This is a genomic window from Streptomyces sp. NPDC005483, assembly GCF_040606035.1.
Lineage (GTDB): Bacteria > Actinomycetota > Actinomycetes > Streptomycetales > Streptomycetaceae > Streptomyces.
This window is the reverse complement of the sequence record NZ_JBEXEA010000006.1, coordinates 235505-252646: the sequence shown is the minus strand read 5'-3', so window position 1 is coordinate 252646 and position 17142 is coordinate 235505. Positions and strand designations below refer to the sequence as shown.

The window sequence follows — 17142 nt, the reverse complement described above, 5'->3', positions numbered from 1 at the left end:
AAGGTCTTTGTACACACAGTCCTGGAGGTATCCGTGGCCCGTCGCCATCGTCTCATCCGAGTCAGCCCGAGTGCCGTGTGGGACGTCCTCGCCGACGGTCACCGCTACGCGGAGTGGGTCGTGGGAACCTCGCAGTCCGAGCCGGTGCGCGGGAAGTGGCCGCACCAGGACGCGGCGATCCGTTTCCAGGTCCGGCTCGGCCCGCTCGAACTGTCCAACGAGACGGTCGTACGCCACTGCGAGGAAGGCGTCAGCCTGGAGCTGGAAGCCCATGCCGGGGTGCTGGGCACGGCCCGCATCGCGATCGAGCTGCGGCCGTGGGGCGAAGACTGCCTGGTCATCGTGGACGAGCACCCACTGCAGGGAGCCGGAGGCCGACTGCACAACGTCGGCTTCGACGCGCTGATCCAGCTGCGCCACCGCACCATGCTCGCCCGACTCGCCAGGCTGTGCGAGAACCCGGCGCGCGACGCCCCGTCCCCGGTACGGCTCCGGTCGGCCGTGACGGGCGTGGAGGAAGCCGGTCATGCCTGACGCCGTGGTCATCGGCGCGGGCCCCAACGGCCTCGTCGCCGCGAACGTGCTGGCGGACGCCGGCTGGAGCGTCGAGGTGCTGGAGGAACAGCCGGAGCCGGGCGGCGCGGTGCGCCACGACCACGGGGTCGACCCCGCCTTCGTCAACGATCTCTTCAGCGCCTTCTACCCGCTCGCGGCCGCCTCCCCGGTCCTGGCCGCCCTGCGCCTGGAGGACCACGGACTGCGCTGGAGCAACGCACCGAGCGTGCTCGCCCACCCCCTCACCGACGGCAGCTGCGCCCTCCTGGACCGCGACCTCGACACCACCGCCAGGTCCCTCGACGCCTTCGCGCCGGGCGACGGGGACGCATGGCGGCGCCTGCACGATGTGTGGCTGAACCTGCGCCCCGACATCCTGGACGCACTGTTCACACCGTTCCCGCCGGTCCGGGCGACGGCCCGGCTGGCGTGGCGCCTGCGAGCCGCGGGCGGTCTGCGGATGGCCCGGACCCTGGTCCTTCCGGTGCGGCGGATGGGGGAGGAGGAGTTCCGCGGCCAGGGCGGCCGGCTGCTGCTGGCGGGAAACGCCCTGCATGCCGACCTCGCCCCGGAGTCGGCGGGCAGCGGCGGCTTCGGCTGGCTCATGGCCATGCTGGGCCAGACATACGGCTTCCCCGTCCCCGTCGGCGGCTCCGGCGCCCTGACAGATGCCCTGACCCGCCGTCTGCGGTCGCGGGGCGGGCGGGTCCGCTGCGGACAGCGCGTCCAGGAGGTCGTCGTCCGCGGCGGCCGGGCCGTCGGCGTAAGGACGGCGAGCGGCGACGCGGTACCGGCCCGCCGGGCGGTGCTGGCGGACGTGTCGGTACCCGCGCTGTACGGGTGCCTCCTCGACCCCGAGCACCTGCCGGCGCAGCTCCTGGAGGACGTGCGCCGGTTCCAGTGGGACTTCGCCACGTTCAAGGTCGACTGGGCGCTCGACGGCCCGGTGCCCTGGCAGGCCGAGCAGGCGTCCCGGGCCGGCACCGTCCACCTCGCCGACGGCGTCGACGAACTCACCCGCTTCGCCGCGCAGCTCGCCATGCGGCAGGTCCCGGACCGTCCCTTCCTGCTGTTCGGGCAGATGACCACAGCCGACGCCACCCGCTCCCCGCAGGGCACGGAATCGGCCTGGGCCTACACCCACGTCCCGCACGAGATCGGCGCCGACGCCGCCGACGAGGGCATCACCGGCCACTGGGACCCCAAGGACCAGGAACTCATGGCCGACCGGGTGGAACGTCAGGTCGAGCGGTTCGCGCCCGGCTTCCGCGCCCTGATCCGGGCCCGCCGCATTCTGGCGCCCCCGACCCTCCAGGCCATGGACGCCAATCTGAGCGGCGGCGCCATCAACGGCGGCACGACCGCCCTCCACCAGCAGCTCGTCTTCCGCCCCGTGCCCGGCACCGGGCGCCCGGAGACCCCGGTCCCCGGGCTCTTCCTGGCCTCCTCCGGCGCCCACCCGGGCGGCGGCGTGCACGGAGCGCCGGGCGCCAACGCGGCACGGGCCGCCCTGCACCGCCACCGGCCCCCCGGCCTCACCCGGGCCCAACGACTCCTGACCCGCCGCGACCGCACCGGAAGCAGGTGCTGACCCAAGGCGCCGCCCGCCGGGGCGGCCGTACCTGTCGAGGAGGACCAGTGGACGAACACCAGGAGGCCCCCGGCGGCCCCGACCGTGGCCACCGGCGCCCCGCCGGGGTCGACGACACGACCGTCGAGGCCCTCGGGGCGCTGTCCAAGGCACTGGAGACGACCGAGCGGGCCAGAGGCCGGCTGTACGACTTCCACCAGCTGACCGGCACGGCCGACCTCCAACTGGACCGTGCCGTACAGCTGTTGGAGGAGGCCGGGCATCTCGAATGGGCCGCGAAGGTCCGCTCGGAGATCCTGGGGCGCAATGTCGTTCCCGGACACTGGACCTTCCAGCTCGTCGAGGCGTACAACACCACCTACTACCGGCCCTTCCAGCAACTCGAGGCGAGCGCGGTGCAGGAACTCGCGCAGGGCCGTGACCACTTGTACGAGGCGGAGATGAAGGAGGATCGCCGCACTCCCGGACACCCCGACCACACCTCCCGCCCGCCGGTCTGCGGGAACTGAGCCCGTGCGCGGCAGCCCGCTCGTCGGCAGGACCGTTGCCGTCACCGGAGCCGCCCGCGGTCTGGGCGCGGCCCTGGCTCGCGAGATCTCCCGACGCGGGGCGCGGGTCGCGCTACTGGGCCACGAGAAGACCCTCCTGGACGAGGTGGCCGCAGCCCTGCCGGGGCGGTCCTTGGCCATCGAGGTCGACGTGACCGACCCGGACGCGCTGGCCGCCGCGGCCCGCACCGTGCGGGCCCGCCTCGGGCCCCCCTCGGTCGTGGTGGCCAACGCGGGCATAGCCGAAGGCGGACCGTTCGACGCCTCGCCGCCGGAGGCCTGGAGCCGCGTCGTCGACGTCAACCTCACCGGCAGCGCCCACACGGCCCGGGCGTTCCTGCCGGACCTCCTCGACACGGCGGGCTACTTCCTCCAGATCGCCTCGCTCGCGTCGATCGGCGCAGTCCCGTTGATGAGCGCCTACTGCGCCTCCAAGGCGGGGGCCGAGGCCTTCGCGCACTCCCTGCGCGCGGAGGTGGCGCACCGGGGCGTCGGGGTGGGCATCGCCTACCTCAACTGGACGGACACCGACATGATCCGCGACGCCGACCGGCACGCCGTGCTGCGTGAACTGCGCGCCGCCATGCCGGGGCCGGCCAGCCGGGTGCACCCCGTCGAAACGGTGGCCGCCCGCCTGGTCACCGGCCTGGAGCGGCGCCGTACGGCGGTGTACGCACCGGCCTGGCTCCGCCTGGTCCAGCCGGTGCGCCCGGCCCTGCCGCCCCTCTTGCTGCGCGTGTCGCGCCGCGCGCTGCCCCGTATGGAGGCCGAACAGACCGTCGAGTACACCGGCCCGCTCGGCGCCGGCGGCCTTGCCGACCGTGATGCGCGTCGCGACAACTGACCCGGCGAGGGGGCCGTGCACGGCCGCCCTGCCCGTCCCCGTTCGCGCCCCCTTCGCCGCACCGGCGGATCCGCCCCAGACCTCAGAGGTGTCCGGGGCGAACCCGCCGTATGCCTCACCGCGAGGCGGTGCCGGCAGCGGTCCTGGTCAGGAACGCCGGGTGCGACGGGTGCCGTAGAGGACGGCGGCCCCCAGGGCGGTCACCGCGGCCGCGCCGCCCGCTATCAGGCCGACCGGCGCGCTGGAACCGGTCTCGGCCAGCGGCGGGGTGCTCTCGCTGGGCGAGGGCGCCGGAGCGGTCGGGGGCGTCGACTCCAGCGGGGGGACGTCCGGGGTGGTGGGCGGAGTGCTGGAGCTGGGGGGCGGGGTCGTGGACGTGGCCGGCGGAGTCGTCTCGTCCGCGGGCGGCTGGCTGGCCGGCGGGCTGCTCGGGCTGTCCGGCGTGGACGGGGAGGCCGGGGGCGTGGGGGAGTTCGGCTGCTCGGGGGTGCACGACTTGTCGCCGCCGTTCCACGCCGCGATCAGGTGGTAGGGCGTGACGACGTTGTCAGGCTGGTAGGGCGCGGGCCCGTGACCGTCGCCCGAACCGCCGTCGTAGATGACGTCGTCGCCGTACAGGTCGATCTGCCCGTAGCAGTCCGGCGTCTTCACCGTGAGCTTCTGCCAGGTCTGCTTGGCTTCGTCGGCGCCGGGGAGGTCCGCGGCGCCGAGGTAGACCGTGTCGTGGTCGACGAGGGTCTGGAGACCGGAGGTGTACCAGTTGGGCCCCTCGGTGGTGTATTCGGCCAGCGAGACCGGGTACTTGCAGCCGTCGCCGACCGTCTGCCCCGGAGCCAGCCGCACCTCGACGGTGCCGGGGGCGGCGGACAACTGGTGGAAGCCGCCCTGTGAGGTCCAGTCGGCATCCGGCTTTCCGGTGGCGTCGACGAGGCGGTACTGCACCGTGGCCGTCTGGCAACCACCCGCGGGTGTGGCGCTGGCGGCGGCGGCCCCGAACAGGGGAGTGGCGGTGGCGAGGAAGGCGGTTGCGGCGACAGCGGCCGACGTTGTGGAGCGTGAAAGACGCGTCAAGATATGTCCTGGCGGATTGGAGAGTGTGGGAGGTGGCAGGACGCGAGCGGCCGCGGTGGCGGAAAGTGGGGATGCAGGCCGTGGCGGATTCACTCGCGTCACTTCGCTCGCTTCGATCACGGCGAGCGAGCCGCATTCTTGTCGGTCTTCACAACTCCCGTCAATCTTTCACGAGTTCGGCACGCAAAGGCGTCCTGGCTTGCGAGTTCTGCCCCGGTATTCGCAGGTCCCGCGCCCGTCCGCTTCGTCAGCGAGGTGCCATGCGGATGGCTCCGTCGAGGCGGATACCCTCGCCGTTGAGCATGGGGTTCTCGGCGATGTGCCGGACCAGTGCGGCGAATTCGGCCGGGTCGCCGAGTCGTGCGGGGTGGGGGACCTGCTGTCCGTCCTCGCCGGGCGCGAGCTTGGCCCGCTGGTCCGCGTCGACCACGACGGCCTTCGCCGCACTCGCGCCGAGCCGCAGGGCCACGGCGGAGGGCGCGAAGGCGGTGAACAGCGGTACCTGCACGGCCCCGCGGCGCCAGATGCCCAGCAGGGCCACGACCAGATCGGCGGACTTGGCCATCAGGGTGGCGACCGAGTCGCCTGGCCCGACCCCCAGGTCGGCGAGCGCGGCGGCGAAACGGGCCGAGTCGCGGCGCAGGTCCCCGTACGTGAGGTCCGTGGCCGTCAGATCCTGCTCGACCACCGTGAAGGCGACCGCGTCCGCGGGGTGCCGGTCGCGGAGCAGCTCCGCGACACAGGCGTCCGGAGCACCGAAGAGGCCGAGCAACTCCCGCACCCGGTCCTCCGACACCCCGCTCACGGTCGCGGTCACCACCGAAGCCGATGGATCGTTCATGGTCACGTCATCCCCTCTCCGATTCCGCCGCTGCTCTATGGCGGGGGTATTGCGGCGGTTTATGCTCCGCATCACGACGACGGCGGACTACCCCCGGAAAGGGGTACGGGTGATGCACTCCCCTCCCGACGCCCTTCTGCGGCCCGATGACGGCGACGCGCTCAGGCAGGTGCTCCGTCAGGTCCACGACCGCTCCGGCATCCCCGTCCTGTTCGGCGGGCAGGTGGAGAACACCCTGCTGAGCCTGTCGCAGTACATCGGTGTGCGGACGGCGGGCCTGCGCGGTCTCAGGGTGCGCGCCGAGACCGGCCTGGGCGGCAGGGTCCTCACCACGGGGCGGCCGGCCAAGGTGACCGACTACAGGTCGGCTCGCTCGATCACGCACGACTACGACCGCCCCGTGCTGACGGAGGGGATCCGCTCCGTCGTCGCCGTGCCCGTCATGGTGTCCGGTACGGTGCGCGCGGTCCTCTACGGGGCCAGTCGGGGCCCCGCGCCTCTCGGGGACCGGGCGGCCGACGAGATCGCCGGTGCCTCCCGGTGACTTGCCGCGGAGCTGGTCATCCGTGACGAGGTCGACAACCGCCTGCGGATGCGGGACGCCGCGCAGGGCCGCGCCGACGGCGGGCAATGCGGTGTGCCACTGGAAGAACTCCGGCAGGTGCACGCCGAGTTGCGGCGCATAGCCCAGCAGGTGCCCGATGACGACCTGCGCGGTCGGCTGCTCGACGTGGCCGGGCGGCTTGCCCAGCCGTCCGCCGCCGCCCACTCGGAGCCGGGCCCGACCATGGCGCCCCGGGAACTCGACGTCCTGGCGCAGGTGGCGCTGGGCTGCAGCAACGCCGAGGCCGGTCGCAGGCTGTCGCTGCTGCCCGAAACGGTCAAGTCGTATCTGCGCAGCGCGATGCGCAAGCTGGGCGCGAGCACCCGCTTCGAGGCGGTGGTCGCCGCACGTCGACAGGGTCTGCTTCCCTAGGTTCCGCCCCCACCCCGAGCCACCGACCGCCATCGAGTCGGTCGGTCTCGCGTGCCCGCGCGCTTGCCGCCTGGAAACCGATCGGTGTACGGTGCTGAAAACCGATCGGTTTCCGGCTTGGAGTCAGACCATGACCACGCATGCCACCTCGTCCATCTTCGTCATCGGCGGCACAGGGGCCCAAGGAATGCCCGTTGTCCGCGCCCTGGTCGCCGACAAGAAGTACTCCGTCAAGGTCCTCACCCGGGACGCCACCTCCCCCCGAGCCCAGGAACTCGTCGCGCTCGGCAATGTCTCCCTCCTCGAAGGGACGTTCGCCGACGAGGACGTACTGCGCGAGGGATTCCGCGACTGTGACGGGGCGTTCATCAACATCGACGGCTTCAACACCGGCGAGAAGACGGAGACCTACTGGGCCATCCGTACGTATGAGATCGCGATCGAGGAAGGAATCAAGTTCTTCGTCTACGGCAATCTCGACTATGCCCTCAAGAAGTCGGGCTACGACTCGCGGTTCCGCACCGGCCACTATGACGGCAAGGGCCGCATGGCCGAATGGGTGCTGTTCCAGAACGAGAAGAACAGCGACCGGATGGGAGCGGCGGTCTTCACCTCGGGCCCCTACATCGAGATGGTGATCTCACCGCTGACGCCCATGACGCCGTCCATCGAGGACGGTGTCGTCACATGGCGGGTCCCCCTCGGTGCGGGAGCCGTCCCGCACGTGGCTCTGGAGGACTGCGGCTTCTACGTCCGCTGGCTCTTCGACCACCCGGAACGGGCCAACGGCATGGACCTCGAAGTAGCCATCGAGCACTTGACGTACGCCGACATGGCCGCGGCGTTCGAGAAGGTGACCGGGCATCCGGCGCAGTACATCGACACCGATCTGGACGCGTACTGGAGCCATCCGGACCTGACGGGGCTCGCCGACCACCCTGCCGGATACAACGCCGACCCCGCCGACAAGAGCACCATGAGCTTCCGTGACAACTTCACCGGCTTCTGGAACGTGTGGAAGCACGGGATCATCACCAGGGACTACGCCCTGCTCGACGAAATCCACCCCGACCGGATCAGGACCGCCGAGGAGTGGTTCCGCCGGGAGGACCAGCTGGGCAGGGAACTCGGCAAGGGAAGCCTCTGGGAGAGGGTCCAGCCGGAGAACTGGGGCATGGACTCCGCGGTCCTCAAGAGCAGCGCGGACTTCAGGACGGGCAAGTTGTAGGCCAGGCCCTTATCGGGGTGCGTCCTGCCCCGCGTTGAGCCCGTCCAGCAGGAGGTCCCCGAGTTCGGAGAAGGCGTCACCGGCGGTCAGGCCGGTGCGCTCCAGAAGGACCCCCGACTGGACCGCGTCGATGGTCACCGCCACCACCTGGGCGGCGAAGTGCCCGTTGAGCGCGCGGAAGACGCCGGCCCGCACACCCTCCTCGATCATCTGGTGGACCCGGTGCGCCGCGGCGGCGGAGTTCTTGCGGTAGATCTGCGCGGTCGGTTCATAGCCGACCATGTCGTCGTAGAAGGCGTTGGAGTGGCGGCGCATGGCGGTGCCGACGCCGGCGAGGTAGACCCGGATGCGCTGCCTGGGGTCGGGTTCTGCCTGGACGGCCTGCTCGATCTCGGCGGTCGCGTCCCGGAAGAAGGCGCGGGTGATCGCCAGTACCAGCTGTTCCTTGGTGGAGGCCAGGCTGTACAGCGTCGCCTTGGAGCACTCCAGCCGCTGGGCGAGCTCGTCCATGGTCACCGCGGTGAAGCCTTCGGACAGGATGATCGCCTCGGCCTGGCGCAGCAGTTCGTCCCGCCGACGGGTGTCGACTACCCGCTTGCGTGCCGTGCGGCGCGGGCGTCGGTCACGTGAGTCGGTCGGGGCGGTCACCGCAGCAGTCTCCAAGAGCCGATCCTGACGAAGGGGTACCAAGGTACCGCCTGACGTACCCGGCGGACGGCGTCGCTGACCTCCCCGGTGGCGTCCCGACGCCCCGCCGATCCCTGTCAGAGATCGACGTCGGCCGGCCACTGGCTCACGTTCCGGGGTGACGCAGCGAGTTGCTCCTGGGCGGAGCGCTCGGCCCTGATCGAGCGGTCCGGTTGTGTACCGAGGGCGTCGAGGCCGAGGGCTCGAGTCATGCCGGCAATTCCGACGACGACGCCGACCGCGCCGCGATCGCTGCGCGCGGCCCGTGGACGACTTCGACCTCCAGGCCAATGCGTCCTCGGCCACCTGCACGACGATGCGCGGCGGCATCGGCAGCCGGGGGTGCTACCCGGCGGACGGCCGGGCGGCGGTGGGACTGGACGAAAGCCGATGCCGGCCGTATCACATGGCGCGCAGGACCCACGGCGTCCCGGTCCATCAGCTGCTCGGCGGCCACCTGCGCGACCGGGGGACTGGCCGAGTGACCGCGGTCTGCGCGGCCGTCGGGCCGGACCGCGACCTGGCGCGCCCATTCACCTCCTCGTCCAGGGAGCGACCACTCGTCGCAGAAACTTCGGTCTGTCGGTTGTCGGGGCCCACCTGGGTACGACATCCAGGGGACGAACCACCTCCGGAGGAGATGAACGCGTGAGAATCGTCGTGACGGGTGCGTCCGGGTTCCTCGGACGATTGCTGGTCGGCGCGTTGTCGCGGGCCGGGACCTTCGGCGGTCAGCCGATCAGCCGTCTGGTGCTGGTGGACCGGGTGCCCTGGCCGGACAACCCGCAAGCGGCCGGCGTGCCGGTCCAGGTCCTGCATGGGGAACTGGTCGAGCAACTGGACACGGTGTTCGCCGAGCCGGTGGACGTGCTGTTCCATCTCGCCGCCGCCGTGTCGGCCGAGTGCGAGGCCGACTTCGACCTAGGGATGCGCGCCAATGTGGACGTCACCCGCGCGCTGCTGGAGGCGGCGCGGGCGCAGTCCAGGTCGGGCGGGACGGTGGTGCGGATGCTCTTCGCGAGCAGTATCGCCGTCTACGGCTCCGACGCTGCCCTGCCTCTGCCACCGGCGGTCAGCGAGACGACGGTCCCGGTGCCGCGGTCGAGTTACGGCACCCAGAAGCTGATGTGCGAGCAGCTGATCGCGGACTGTACCCGCCGCGGCTTCGTCGACGGGCGGATCGCGCGTCTGGTGACGGTGGCGGTACGCCCGGGCAGGCCCAACGCGGCCGCCTCCGGCTTCCTGTCCGGCATCGTCCGTGAGCCGCTCGCGGGCCTGCCCGCCGTCTGTCCGGTGGATCCCGCTCTGCAGGTGGCACTCGCCTCACCCCGGCGCACCGTCGAGGGCATCCTGCGCGTCGCCGAGGTTCGGCGCGGTACCGGACCGGGGCGCTTGGAGGGCCCTCTGCCGGTGAATCTGCCCGCCCTGACCGTCTCGGTCGCCGAGATGCTCTCGACGCTGCGGCAGGTGGCCGGTGACACGGTCGCCGACCGGGTCACCCTCGCTCCCGACCCGGCGGTCGAAGCGATCGTCGGTTCATGGCCGGCGGTCTTCGACCACCGGCGCGCCGCCGCACTGGGGCTCGCCCCCGACGCGAGCTTCCTGTCGGTGCTCCAGGACTACCTCACCGATCACCCCGACGCGGTCGCCGCCCCAGCGGACTGAACCGCGGCAGGCGCACGGTCGTTCTTCGAGAAGGTCAGCCGGGGAAGCGTCCGGTGGAGCGCAGCAGCCAGCGGCGTTCCGCGTAGGCCAGGTCGTCGCGCCACAGCCGTGCGGCCCCCGCCGTCATCAGGCGGCGCAGTACGGGTGCCGCAGCGCGCGCCGCGGCGAAGCCGGGACGCGCGGAGGAGGCCACGACCGCTTCCACGACGGCCGTGCGGGGCCGGCCCAGCTCGTCCGGGCCGAGCGGGGTCGCGTGCGTCTCCACCACGGAGCCCAGGCCCTCGCCCTCGGTGATGCGCATGAGGACCGTCCGCGGTTCGGGCGTGGTGAACAGCGCCCGAACCGGCACGACGAACCGTCCGGCGACCTTGAAGGAGACGTCCACCGTGAACCCGTCCTCGCCCGCTCCCTCGGCGTCGGGGGTGCCGACCACGGTCAGATCGACGAAGGAGTACGGGTGGAACCAGGCGCCGTGCCAGGGGTCCATCCGGTTCGCCACCACGTCCTCCGGCTCGCAGATCCCCACCCCGGCGTAGACGGCGGCGACGGAACGCGACAACTCGGGCCGCGGCGGGACGAACGGTGCCCGTGTCGGCTGTTCGCCGCCCACCTGGTCCAGGCGTACCCAGACCAGCACTCCGTCGTCGTACACGGGCAGCGGCTCCCAGCCGGCGAACGGCCCGCCGTCCAGGGCCAGTCCGTGCCAGTGGCAGACGAGGGTCCCGCACCGCACAGGGCTGTCGGCGAGCGGTGCTCCCAGGTGCGGGCAGATACCGGGGCCCGCCGCGAGCCGCCCGTCGGCGGTGCGCCACACCACCAGTTCCCGCCCGGCCACCGTCGCGGACAACGGCCGGTCCGCGCGTACGTCCCGGACGGCACCGACGACGTACCAGTTGCCGGACGGGCGGGCCTGGGCCCGCTTCAGCGCCTCGGCGATCAGAGCGGGGCGGGCCTGCCGCCATGTCGGTCGCTGCTTCTCCCACCGCACCGGGCGGCACCGCAGGGAGAGCGGGTAGCGGGCACGTCCTGCGGGGTGCCGCGGTTTCATGCGGTCCTCCGGAAGGTCGATGACGTGTAGGCCGCCGTGCCGGGCATGGGTGCTGCCCGGTCGTCGGCCCTCCTGTGCCGCAGCCGCGCCTTGCCCACCCGGGCCAGGCCGTCCAGGGCCACCACTGCACGGCGGTGTCCCGGGACCACGGCGCGGCGCTGCACCGAGCGGTACCCGTCCGCGGCGACCGCGTCCAGGATTCCGCCGTACAGGACGAAGGCGGTGCGGATGCACGGGCGCGAGACCGGGTCGAGCATGGCCAGTCCCGGGGCGGCCGTGCGGTAGAGCCCGCGGGTCAGCTCCGCGAACTCCCGCAGGGCGGAGGTGATCCGGCGGTCGGGACGTCCGGTGTCCCGGCTCCAGCGCAGCAGCCGCCGGTCGACGCCGTGGGCGCTCAGCAGGTCGGCGGGCAGATAGACGCGGCCGCGGTCGAGGTCCTCACCCACGTCCCGCAGGAAGTTGGTCAGCTGGAACGCCACGCCCAGGGCGGCCGCGTGCGGTGCCGCCTCCTCGCGCGGAACGACCGTGCCGAGCACCGGCAGCATCTGCAGCCCGATCACCTCCGCCGAACCGTGGGTGTACGTGCGCAGGTCGGCGTAGGTGGCATAGCCCGTGATGTCGAGGTCGGCGCGCATCGCGGCCATGAAGTCGGTGAAGTGGCGGTGGTCGATGCCGTAGCGCAGCGCGGTGTCGGCCAGGGCGCGGACGACCGGCTCCGCGCTGTCACCCGTGTCCAGCCCCGTCTCCAACTGGTGCTGAAGACGGGTCAGCCGCTCCGCGCGCCCGGCCGCGGTGGTCGTACCGTCGAGCGTGTCGACGATGTCGTCGGCCCACCGGGCGAACCCGTACAGCGCGTGCACGGCCGGCCGGCGCGCCACCGGCAGCAGACGGGTGGCGAGGAAGTACGTCCTGCCGTGCCGGGCGTTCAGCCGCCTGCATCGGGAGTACGCCTGCCGCAGTGCCGGATCGGTGACGCCGGCCGCGTCGAGTTCACGGTCGGTCATACCGGCCTCCGTTCCCGGGATTCGCGTACGGCGGGGCGCGGTCGCCCGGTGCGGGCACCGCCCGTGATCCGGGCCGCGGCGAGCTTGCCCGACAGCAGGACGGTCGGTACGCCGACGCCGGGGGTGGTGCCGCAGCCGGCGAGCACGGCGTTGACCGTGCCGCGCACGAGGTTGCGCGGCCGGAACGGCCCGGTCTGCGCGAAGGTGTGCGCGGCGGAGAAGGGCGAGCCGGCCGCATGGCCCTGCGCCTGCCAGTCGGCCGGAGTGATCAGGCACTCCTCCTCGACGGCGGCGGCGATCCCGTCCAGCCCGCGCCGGTCCAGTTCCGTGAGCAGGCTGTCGCGGTAGCGCGGGCCCAGTTCGCGCCAGTCGGCCGCGCCGGGGCCCAGGGCGGTGTTCGGGCAGGGAGCAAGGATGTAGTGCAGGTGGCGTCCGGGCGGGGCGAGGCTCGGATCGGTGACGGTCGGGCGCGTGATGAGCAGGGAGGGATCGCTCATCAGGTGGCCGGTCTCGGTGAGTTCGGAGAACGTCCGCCGCCATTCCGCACCGAAGGAGAGGGTGTGGTGGGCCAGCCAGGGCCAGGTGCGGTCCGTTCCGGCGTGCAGGACCACGGCGGACGGTGAGAACCGAAGACCCACCGGACGCTTCGGGGCGCGGCCCAGCAGCCCGTAGGAGACGGGCAGGTCGGGGGTGAGGACGACGGCGTCGCAGGCGATACGGCCGGTGTCGGTGACCACGGCGGTGATCCGTTCCCCGGAGCGTTCCAGGCGCGTGACCGTCTCGCCGAAGCGCAGGTCGGCCCCCGCGTCCGCGGCGGCGTCCGCCATCGCCCGGGGCAGGGCGTGCATGCCGCCGCGCGGGAACCAGACGCCCGCCACCGTGTCCATGTACGCGATGACGGCGTACGCGGCCAGGGCGCGTTCGGGTGCCACCCCCGCGTACAGGGACTGGAAGGAGAAGACGCGCCGCAGCCGTTCGTCGTGCAGGAACCGTCCGATGCGCGCGTCCAGGCGCCCGAACCCGCCGAGGGCGGCCAGCCGCGCCAGGTCGGGATGGAGCAGGTGCAGGGGCGAGTCGAAGTCGGTGTCGATGAAGCGCCTCATCTGCACCCGGTAGAGCTGCTCCAGCCAGGCGCGCAACCGCCGGTACCCGGCGGCCTCGGGGGCCCCGGCGAAGCGTTCGATCTCCGCCTCCATCGCCTCGGCACCGGTGTGGACGTCCAGGGTGCTGCCGTCGGCGAACCGGGCCCGGTAAGCCGGGTGCAGCGGCACCAGATCGACCCGTGCGCCGAGGCTGTCGCCGACGGCGGCGAACGCCTCGTCCGCCAGATGAGGCATCGTCAGCACCGTGGGACCGGTGTCGATGTGGTAGCCGCCCCGGACGATCCGTCCGGCTCGCCCGCCGGGTGACGTGTCGCGCTCCACCAGGGTCACCCGGCGTCCGGCGCCCAGCAGGTGCAGGGCGGCCGCCAGTCCGGACAGGCCGGCGCCGACGACCACCACATGGTCGGTGCGCCCGGGAACGGTACGGGTCATCGGCCGGCCCCCTCGCCGGTCGCCAGGGTCAGGGAGAGGGGAACCACCTCGGAGGCCGCACCGTCCAGGACTCCGCTCGCGGCGCGCATCAGCATCCGCAACTGCCTCGTGGGCTCGGGCTCCAGCGCCGCCGTGTCCAGATGGCGCAGTCCCTGGGCCACCAACCTGCGGATCTTCCCCTCCACGAGGTCGCGGGCGCCCGTGGTCATGAACACCTCGCGTATCGCGGCGAGTTCGGCGTCGGAGGCGTCCGTACGGCCGAGCGTGTCACGCAGCAGGCCCTGGGCGCTTCGGTCGCCCGAGGTCTCCGCCCGTGCCTGCGCGACCGCGGCGAGGTAGGTGGGTTTGCCGCTGCGGATGTCGCCGCCCGCGGGCTTGCCGGTGTCACGCGGGTCCCCGAAGGCGTCGAGGAGGTCGTCGCGCAGCTGGAAGGCCAGGCCGACGCAGCGGCCCGCCGAACACAGGGCCCGGGTGGTGACGGGGCCGGCGTCGGCCAGCGCCGCCCCCAGCGCGAGCGGGCGTTCCACGGAGTACAGGGCGCTCTTGAGGCAGGCGGCGCGGATCGCCCGGGCAAGAGAACGCGCCGAGGTGGCCTCACCCTGCACGTCCAGGTACTGCCCGGCCACCATCTCCGTGCGCAGGGCACGCCACAGGTCCCGGACCCGCCGCGCGGTAGGGCGCGGCATCTCGGTGTCCGCCACCACGTCGTCCGCCCAGGCCAGGGCCAGGTCACCGGCCAGGATCGCCGCGGCCTCCCCGAGCCGCTCACCGCGCCGCGCGTTGCACACGCCGGTGTACTGGGCCGCCACCTCGACATGCAATGCCGGCCGGCCGCGGCGCAACCGCGCGCCGTCCATCACGTCGTCATGGACCAGGGCACACGTCTGGATGAGTTCCAGGGCGGCGCCGACCCGCAGCGCCGCGTGCGCCCGCCAGGGCTCGTCGCCGCCGCAGGCCCGCAGCGCCCACCACACGAAGCGGGAGCGGCCGAGCCTGCCGCCGCTCCGCGTGAAACGGCCGACCCGGGCGGCCAGGTCCTCACCGAAGAGCGGATCGACGGCCTCGGCCGCGGCCAGCTGGTCGTCGAGCACGTCGTCGAGCACCGCGCGCACGGCATGGGTGACGTCCGCGTCCACGGCGCGCGGGTCGTCGCCGTAGGCCGGACGGTTCCCGGGTGGAAAGGCGCGCTGATGATCGTCCCGGCCGTGGCCCGTCTCTCCGGCCGTCCGGCGGGGCGGCGCGGGGGAGACCTGCTCGGCGGACGGGTGTGCGCACGGACTCCGGTCCGCGCTGTGGCCCTTCGCCACGGTGGAGCTCATGCCGGTACCCCTCATCGAATCCTCGTGATCAGAGCTGGCGTCGTCATGACCGGTTCCCCTCGGGTGGCGCAGACGGATGCGGGGCGGCACGGTAGGACCGGGTCTCCCGCGGGTGCGGGTCCCATCGCTGCTGCTCGATTCGATGCGAAGTCGATGCAAGTTGCCCCACAGATGAGGAATCCGCAGGCTGGAAGGGCCGCGGTCGCTCTCGGCGACCACCAGGCCCAGCGGAGGAGTGACGATGACGACCGCACAGCGAACCGGCGGGGACATCGACGACAGCGAACTCGTGGACGGGTTTCGCAAAGGCGACGAGGCATGCCTCACGGTCGTCCACCATCGGTGGGGTCCACTCGTCCACGCCCTCGCCAGGCGCTCCCTGGGGGACGCGAGGGAGGCGGAGGACATCACCCAACTGGTGTTCCTCGCCGCGTGGCGAGGCCGCGCCGGGTTCGCGCCCGAGCGCGGCACCCTGCCCGGCTGGCTCACGGGCATCGCCCGCCGCAAGATCGCCGACGCGCTCGCCGCCCGCACCCGCCGCAACGAACTCGTCGCCGCCGCGGGCGCCCAGCTGCTGCTGCGGGCCGACGACGAGACCGCGCTGCCGGAGGCCGCCCTCGACCGCGTTCTGCTCGCCGACGAGATGTCACAGCTTCCGGCACCGCAGCGCCGGGTGCTCAACCTGGCCTTCTACGACGACCTCACCCAGACCCAGATCGCCGAACTCACCGGCTGGCCGCTGGGAACGGTCAAGAGCCACGCGCGCCGAGGCTTGCGCCGCCTTGCCGGCCGACTCCGCAAGGAAGCCCTCGTCGAGTGCGCCGCGTGACAACGACGCAGAAGCGATGCATGCCTCCACCACGACCGGCGCCACGCGGCGCGCGGCAGGTGAGATCCGCATCCGGACGGGTACTGCGACCGGAACACCGACGCAAGACACGGCGAAGGCGCGGAGGGAGTGACCCGGCCATGTACGAGGCGGACGTCGCCATCATCGGAGCAGGGGCCGCGGGACTGTCCCTGGCCCACCGCCTCTCCCGCCCCGCCCCCGGCGCGCGGCGCCTGTCCGTCGTCCTCGTGGACGCCCCGCCCGGACCGCTGCGCCCGCCCCGGCGCACCTGGTGCTTCTGGGAGAGGGGCCGAGGGCCCTACGACGCCGTGGTCATGAGGTCATGGCAGCGTCTGCGCGTACACCGGCCCACGGGGGAGCCGATCGAGCACGACATCTCCCCCCTGCGCTACAAGATGATCCACTCGGACGACTTCGAGTCCCTGATCGAGTACGACCTCGAGCGGAGTGGGCGGGTACGGCGGATCGAGGCGACGGTCGAGAGCGTCGAAGGACTCCCGCAAGGGGCCCGGATCGACGCCCGCACGGCGGACGGACACCCCGAGCCCGTGCACGCCCGCTGGGTGTTCGACTCCCGGCCGCTGGGCAGCCTCCCCGCGGCCCGTACGACACTGCTCCAGCACTTCCACGGCTGGTTCGTCCGCACCGGCCGCCCGGTCTTCGACCCGGCCCGCGCGGAGTTCATGGACCTGCGTACCTCCCAGCCCGCGAAAGGCCTCTCCTTCGGCTACGTCCTGCCCACCGGCCCCGATCAGGCACTGGTGGAGTACACGGAGTTCTCGCCGACGGTGCTGTCAGCGGACGCGTACGACAAGGCGCTGAACGACTACACCACGCGCGTGCTCGGGCTGGAGGACTTCGAGGTGACCGCGACCGAGACCGGCGTCATCCCGATGACCGACGCCAGGTTCGCACGGCAGACGGGCGCGTCGGTCTTCCGTATCGGGGCGGCCGGCGGCGCCACCCGGCCCTCGACCGGCTACACCTTCGCCGGCGTGCAGCGCCAGACCGCGGCCGTCGCGGCGGCCCTGCGCCAAGGCCGGCGGCCCGTTCCGCCGCTGCCGCACTCACCTCGCTCCCGCGCCATGGACGCGGTGCTGCTGCACGCCCTCGACAGTGGCCTGGTGGACGGCGCGGACTTCTTCTCGCGGCTGTTCACCCGGATCCCCATGGCCAGGCTCCTGCGCTTCCTCGACGGCGGAACACGACTGCGCGAAGAACTCGCCATCGGACTGCGCACCCCCGTCCTGCCCATGCTGCGAGCAGCCGCGGAGGTACCCCGGCTTCCCCGACGCCCCTTCCCCGGGTCCTGACGCGCGGTGCGACACCCGATCCCCCGACCCCCGTTCGTGCGCCGGGTCGATCCCCGACTCCCCGACG

Annotated in this window: 18 protein-coding genes; 10 read left to right on the top strand and 8 right to left on the bottom strand. The window is 72.6% G+C overall.

All coding sequences use genetic code 11. The annotated features are described in order from the left end of the window. Window positions 1–33: 33 nt before the first annotated feature. The 4 genes from ABZT06_RS14535 to ABZT06_RS14520 are packed head-to-tail and all read left to right on the top strand — an operon-like array spanning window position 34 to window position 3538. Complete coding sequence (locus ABZT06_RS14535) at window positions 34–534, top strand: SRPBCC family protein (protein WP_355739970.1); 501 nt, start codon at window positions 34–36, stop codon at window positions 532–534. Next, window positions 527–2146, top strand: a complete 1620-nt coding sequence (locus tag ABZT06_RS14530) for an NAD(P)/FAD-dependent oxidoreductase (RefSeq protein WP_355739968.1) — start codon at window positions 527–529, stop codon at window positions 2144–2146. Before ABZT06_RS14535 ends, ABZT06_RS14530 begins: the two co-directional genes overlap by 8 nt. A gap of 47 nt (window positions 2147–2193) precedes the next feature. After that, window positions 2194–2655 carry a hypothetical protein gene (locus ABZT06_RS14525; RefSeq protein WP_355739965.1) on the top strand — a complete coding sequence of 154 codons (462 nt, stop codon included), beginning with the start codon at window positions 2194–2196 and terminating at the stop codon, window positions 2653–2655. A 4-nt stretch (window positions 2656–2659) separates the two neighbouring features. After that, complete coding sequence (locus ABZT06_RS14520) at window positions 2660–3538, top strand: SDR family oxidoreductase (RefSeq protein WP_355739962.1); 879 nt, start codon at window positions 2660–2662, stop codon at window positions 3536–3538. Between the two features lie 147 nt (window positions 3539–3685). Here the strand turns inward: ABZT06_RS14520 and ABZT06_RS14515 are convergent, their stop codons facing one another. Together ABZT06_RS14515 and ABZT06_RS14510 are read right to left on the bottom strand one after the other, a co-directional pair. Continuing rightward, the gene (locus tag ABZT06_RS14515; protein ID WP_355739959.1) at window positions 3686–4609 is read right to left on the bottom strand and encodes a hypothetical protein; all 924 of its coding nucleotides are present in this window, start codon (window positions 4607–4609) and stop codon (window positions 3686–3688) included. 247 nt (window positions 4610–4856) lie between these two features. After that, a complete protein-coding gene (locus ABZT06_RS14510; protein WP_355739956.1) occupies window positions 4857–5450 on the bottom strand; it encodes an AMP-binding protein in 594 nt (197 codons plus the stop codon). A 112-nt stretch (window positions 5451–5562) separates the two neighbouring features. Between ABZT06_RS14510 and ABZT06_RS14505 the strand changes: the two genes are divergently transcribed. The 3 genes from ABZT06_RS14505 to ABZT06_RS14495 all read left to right on the top strand — a co-directional run bounded on the left by ABZT06_RS14505 (window position 5563) and on the right by ABZT06_RS14495 (window position 7654). Continuing rightward, complete coding sequence (locus ABZT06_RS14505; RefSeq protein ID WP_355739953.1) at window positions 5563–5994, top strand: GAF domain-containing protein; 432 nt, start codon at window positions 5563–5565, stop codon at window positions 5992–5994. A gap of 48 nt (window positions 5995–6042) precedes the next feature. Continuing rightward, the gene (locus ABZT06_RS14500) at window positions 6043–6426 is read left to right on the top strand and encodes a helix-turn-helix transcriptional regulator (protein WP_355739950.1); all 384 of its coding nucleotides are present in this window, start codon (window positions 6043–6045) and stop codon (window positions 6424–6426) included. 130 nt (window positions 6427–6556) lie between these two features. Beyond that, window positions 6557–7654: an NmrA family NAD(P)-binding protein gene (locus tag ABZT06_RS14495; RefSeq protein ID WP_355739947.1), complete on the top strand. Its 1098-nt coding sequence runs from the start codon at window positions 6557–6559 to the stop codon at window positions 7652–7654. A 9-nt stretch (window positions 7655–7663) separates the two neighbouring features. On the opposite strand, the gene ABZT06_RS14490 is transcribed toward ABZT06_RS14495, so the two are convergent. Both ABZT06_RS14490 and ABZT06_RS14485 read right to left on the bottom strand, forming a co-directional pair. After that, window positions 7664–8302, bottom strand: coding sequence for a TetR/AcrR family transcriptional regulator (locus tag ABZT06_RS14490; RefSeq protein WP_355739944.1), 639 nt, complete (start codon window positions 8300–8302; stop codon window positions 7664–7666). 116 nt (window positions 8303–8418) lie between these two features. After that, window positions 8419–8553: a hypothetical protein gene (locus ABZT06_RS14485; RefSeq protein ID WP_355739941.1), complete on the bottom strand. Its 135-nt coding sequence runs from the start codon at window positions 8551–8553 to the stop codon at window positions 8419–8421. Window positions 8554–8989: 436 nt separating this feature from the next. On the opposite strand from ABZT06_RS14485, the gene denD reads away from it, so the two are divergent. Next, window positions 8990–10006, top strand: coding sequence for a D-erythronate dehydrogenase (gene denD, locus ABZT06_RS14480; RefSeq protein ID WP_355739938.1), 1017 nt, complete (start codon window positions 8990–8992; stop codon window positions 10004–10006). Between the two features lie 34 nt (window positions 10007–10040). Here denD and ABZT06_RS14475 read toward each other — a convergent pair whose 3' ends face one another. Genes ABZT06_RS14475 through ABZT06_RS14460 form a run of 4 tightly spaced genes read right to left on the bottom strand, consistent with a single transcriptional unit; the run spans window position 10041 to window position 14912 of the window. Further along, window positions 10041–11054: a DUF5914 domain-containing protein gene (locus ABZT06_RS14475; protein ID WP_355739935.1), complete on the bottom strand. Its 1014-nt coding sequence runs from the start codon at window positions 11052–11054 to the stop codon at window positions 10041–10043. After that, window positions 11051–12058, bottom strand: coding sequence for a phytoene/squalene synthase family protein (locus ABZT06_RS14470; RefSeq protein WP_355739932.1), 1008 nt, complete (start codon window positions 12056–12058; stop codon window positions 11051–11053). Before ABZT06_RS14470 ends, ABZT06_RS14475 begins: the two co-directional genes overlap by 4 nt. Next, a complete protein-coding gene (gene crtI / locus ABZT06_RS14465) occupies window positions 12055–13593 on the bottom strand; it encodes a phytoene desaturase family protein (protein ID WP_355739930.1) in 1539 nt (512 codons plus the stop codon). The genes ABZT06_RS14470 and crtI overlap by 4 nt, the downstream gene beginning before the upstream one ends. Next, window positions 13590–14912 carry a polyprenyl synthetase family protein gene (locus tag ABZT06_RS14460; RefSeq protein ID WP_355739927.1) on the bottom strand — a complete coding sequence of 441 codons (1323 nt, stop codon included), beginning with the start codon at window positions 14910–14912 and terminating at the stop codon, window positions 13590–13592. Before ABZT06_RS14460 ends, crtI begins: the two co-directional genes overlap by 4 nt. A 241-nt stretch (window positions 14913–15153) precedes the next feature. Here ABZT06_RS14460 and ABZT06_RS14455 point away from each other — a divergent pair, with 241 nt between their 5' ends. Next, window positions 15154–15741, top strand: a complete 588-nt coding sequence (locus ABZT06_RS14455; RefSeq protein WP_355739924.1) for a sigma-70 family RNA polymerase sigma factor — start codon at window positions 15154–15156, stop codon at window positions 15739–15741. A gap of 140 nt (window positions 15742–15881) precedes the next feature. Then, entirely contained in the window at window positions 15882–17075 is a 1194-nt protein-coding gene (locus ABZT06_RS14450) for a lycopene cyclase family protein (RefSeq protein ID WP_355739921.1), read from the top strand. Window positions 17076–17142: the final 67 nt, after the last annotated feature.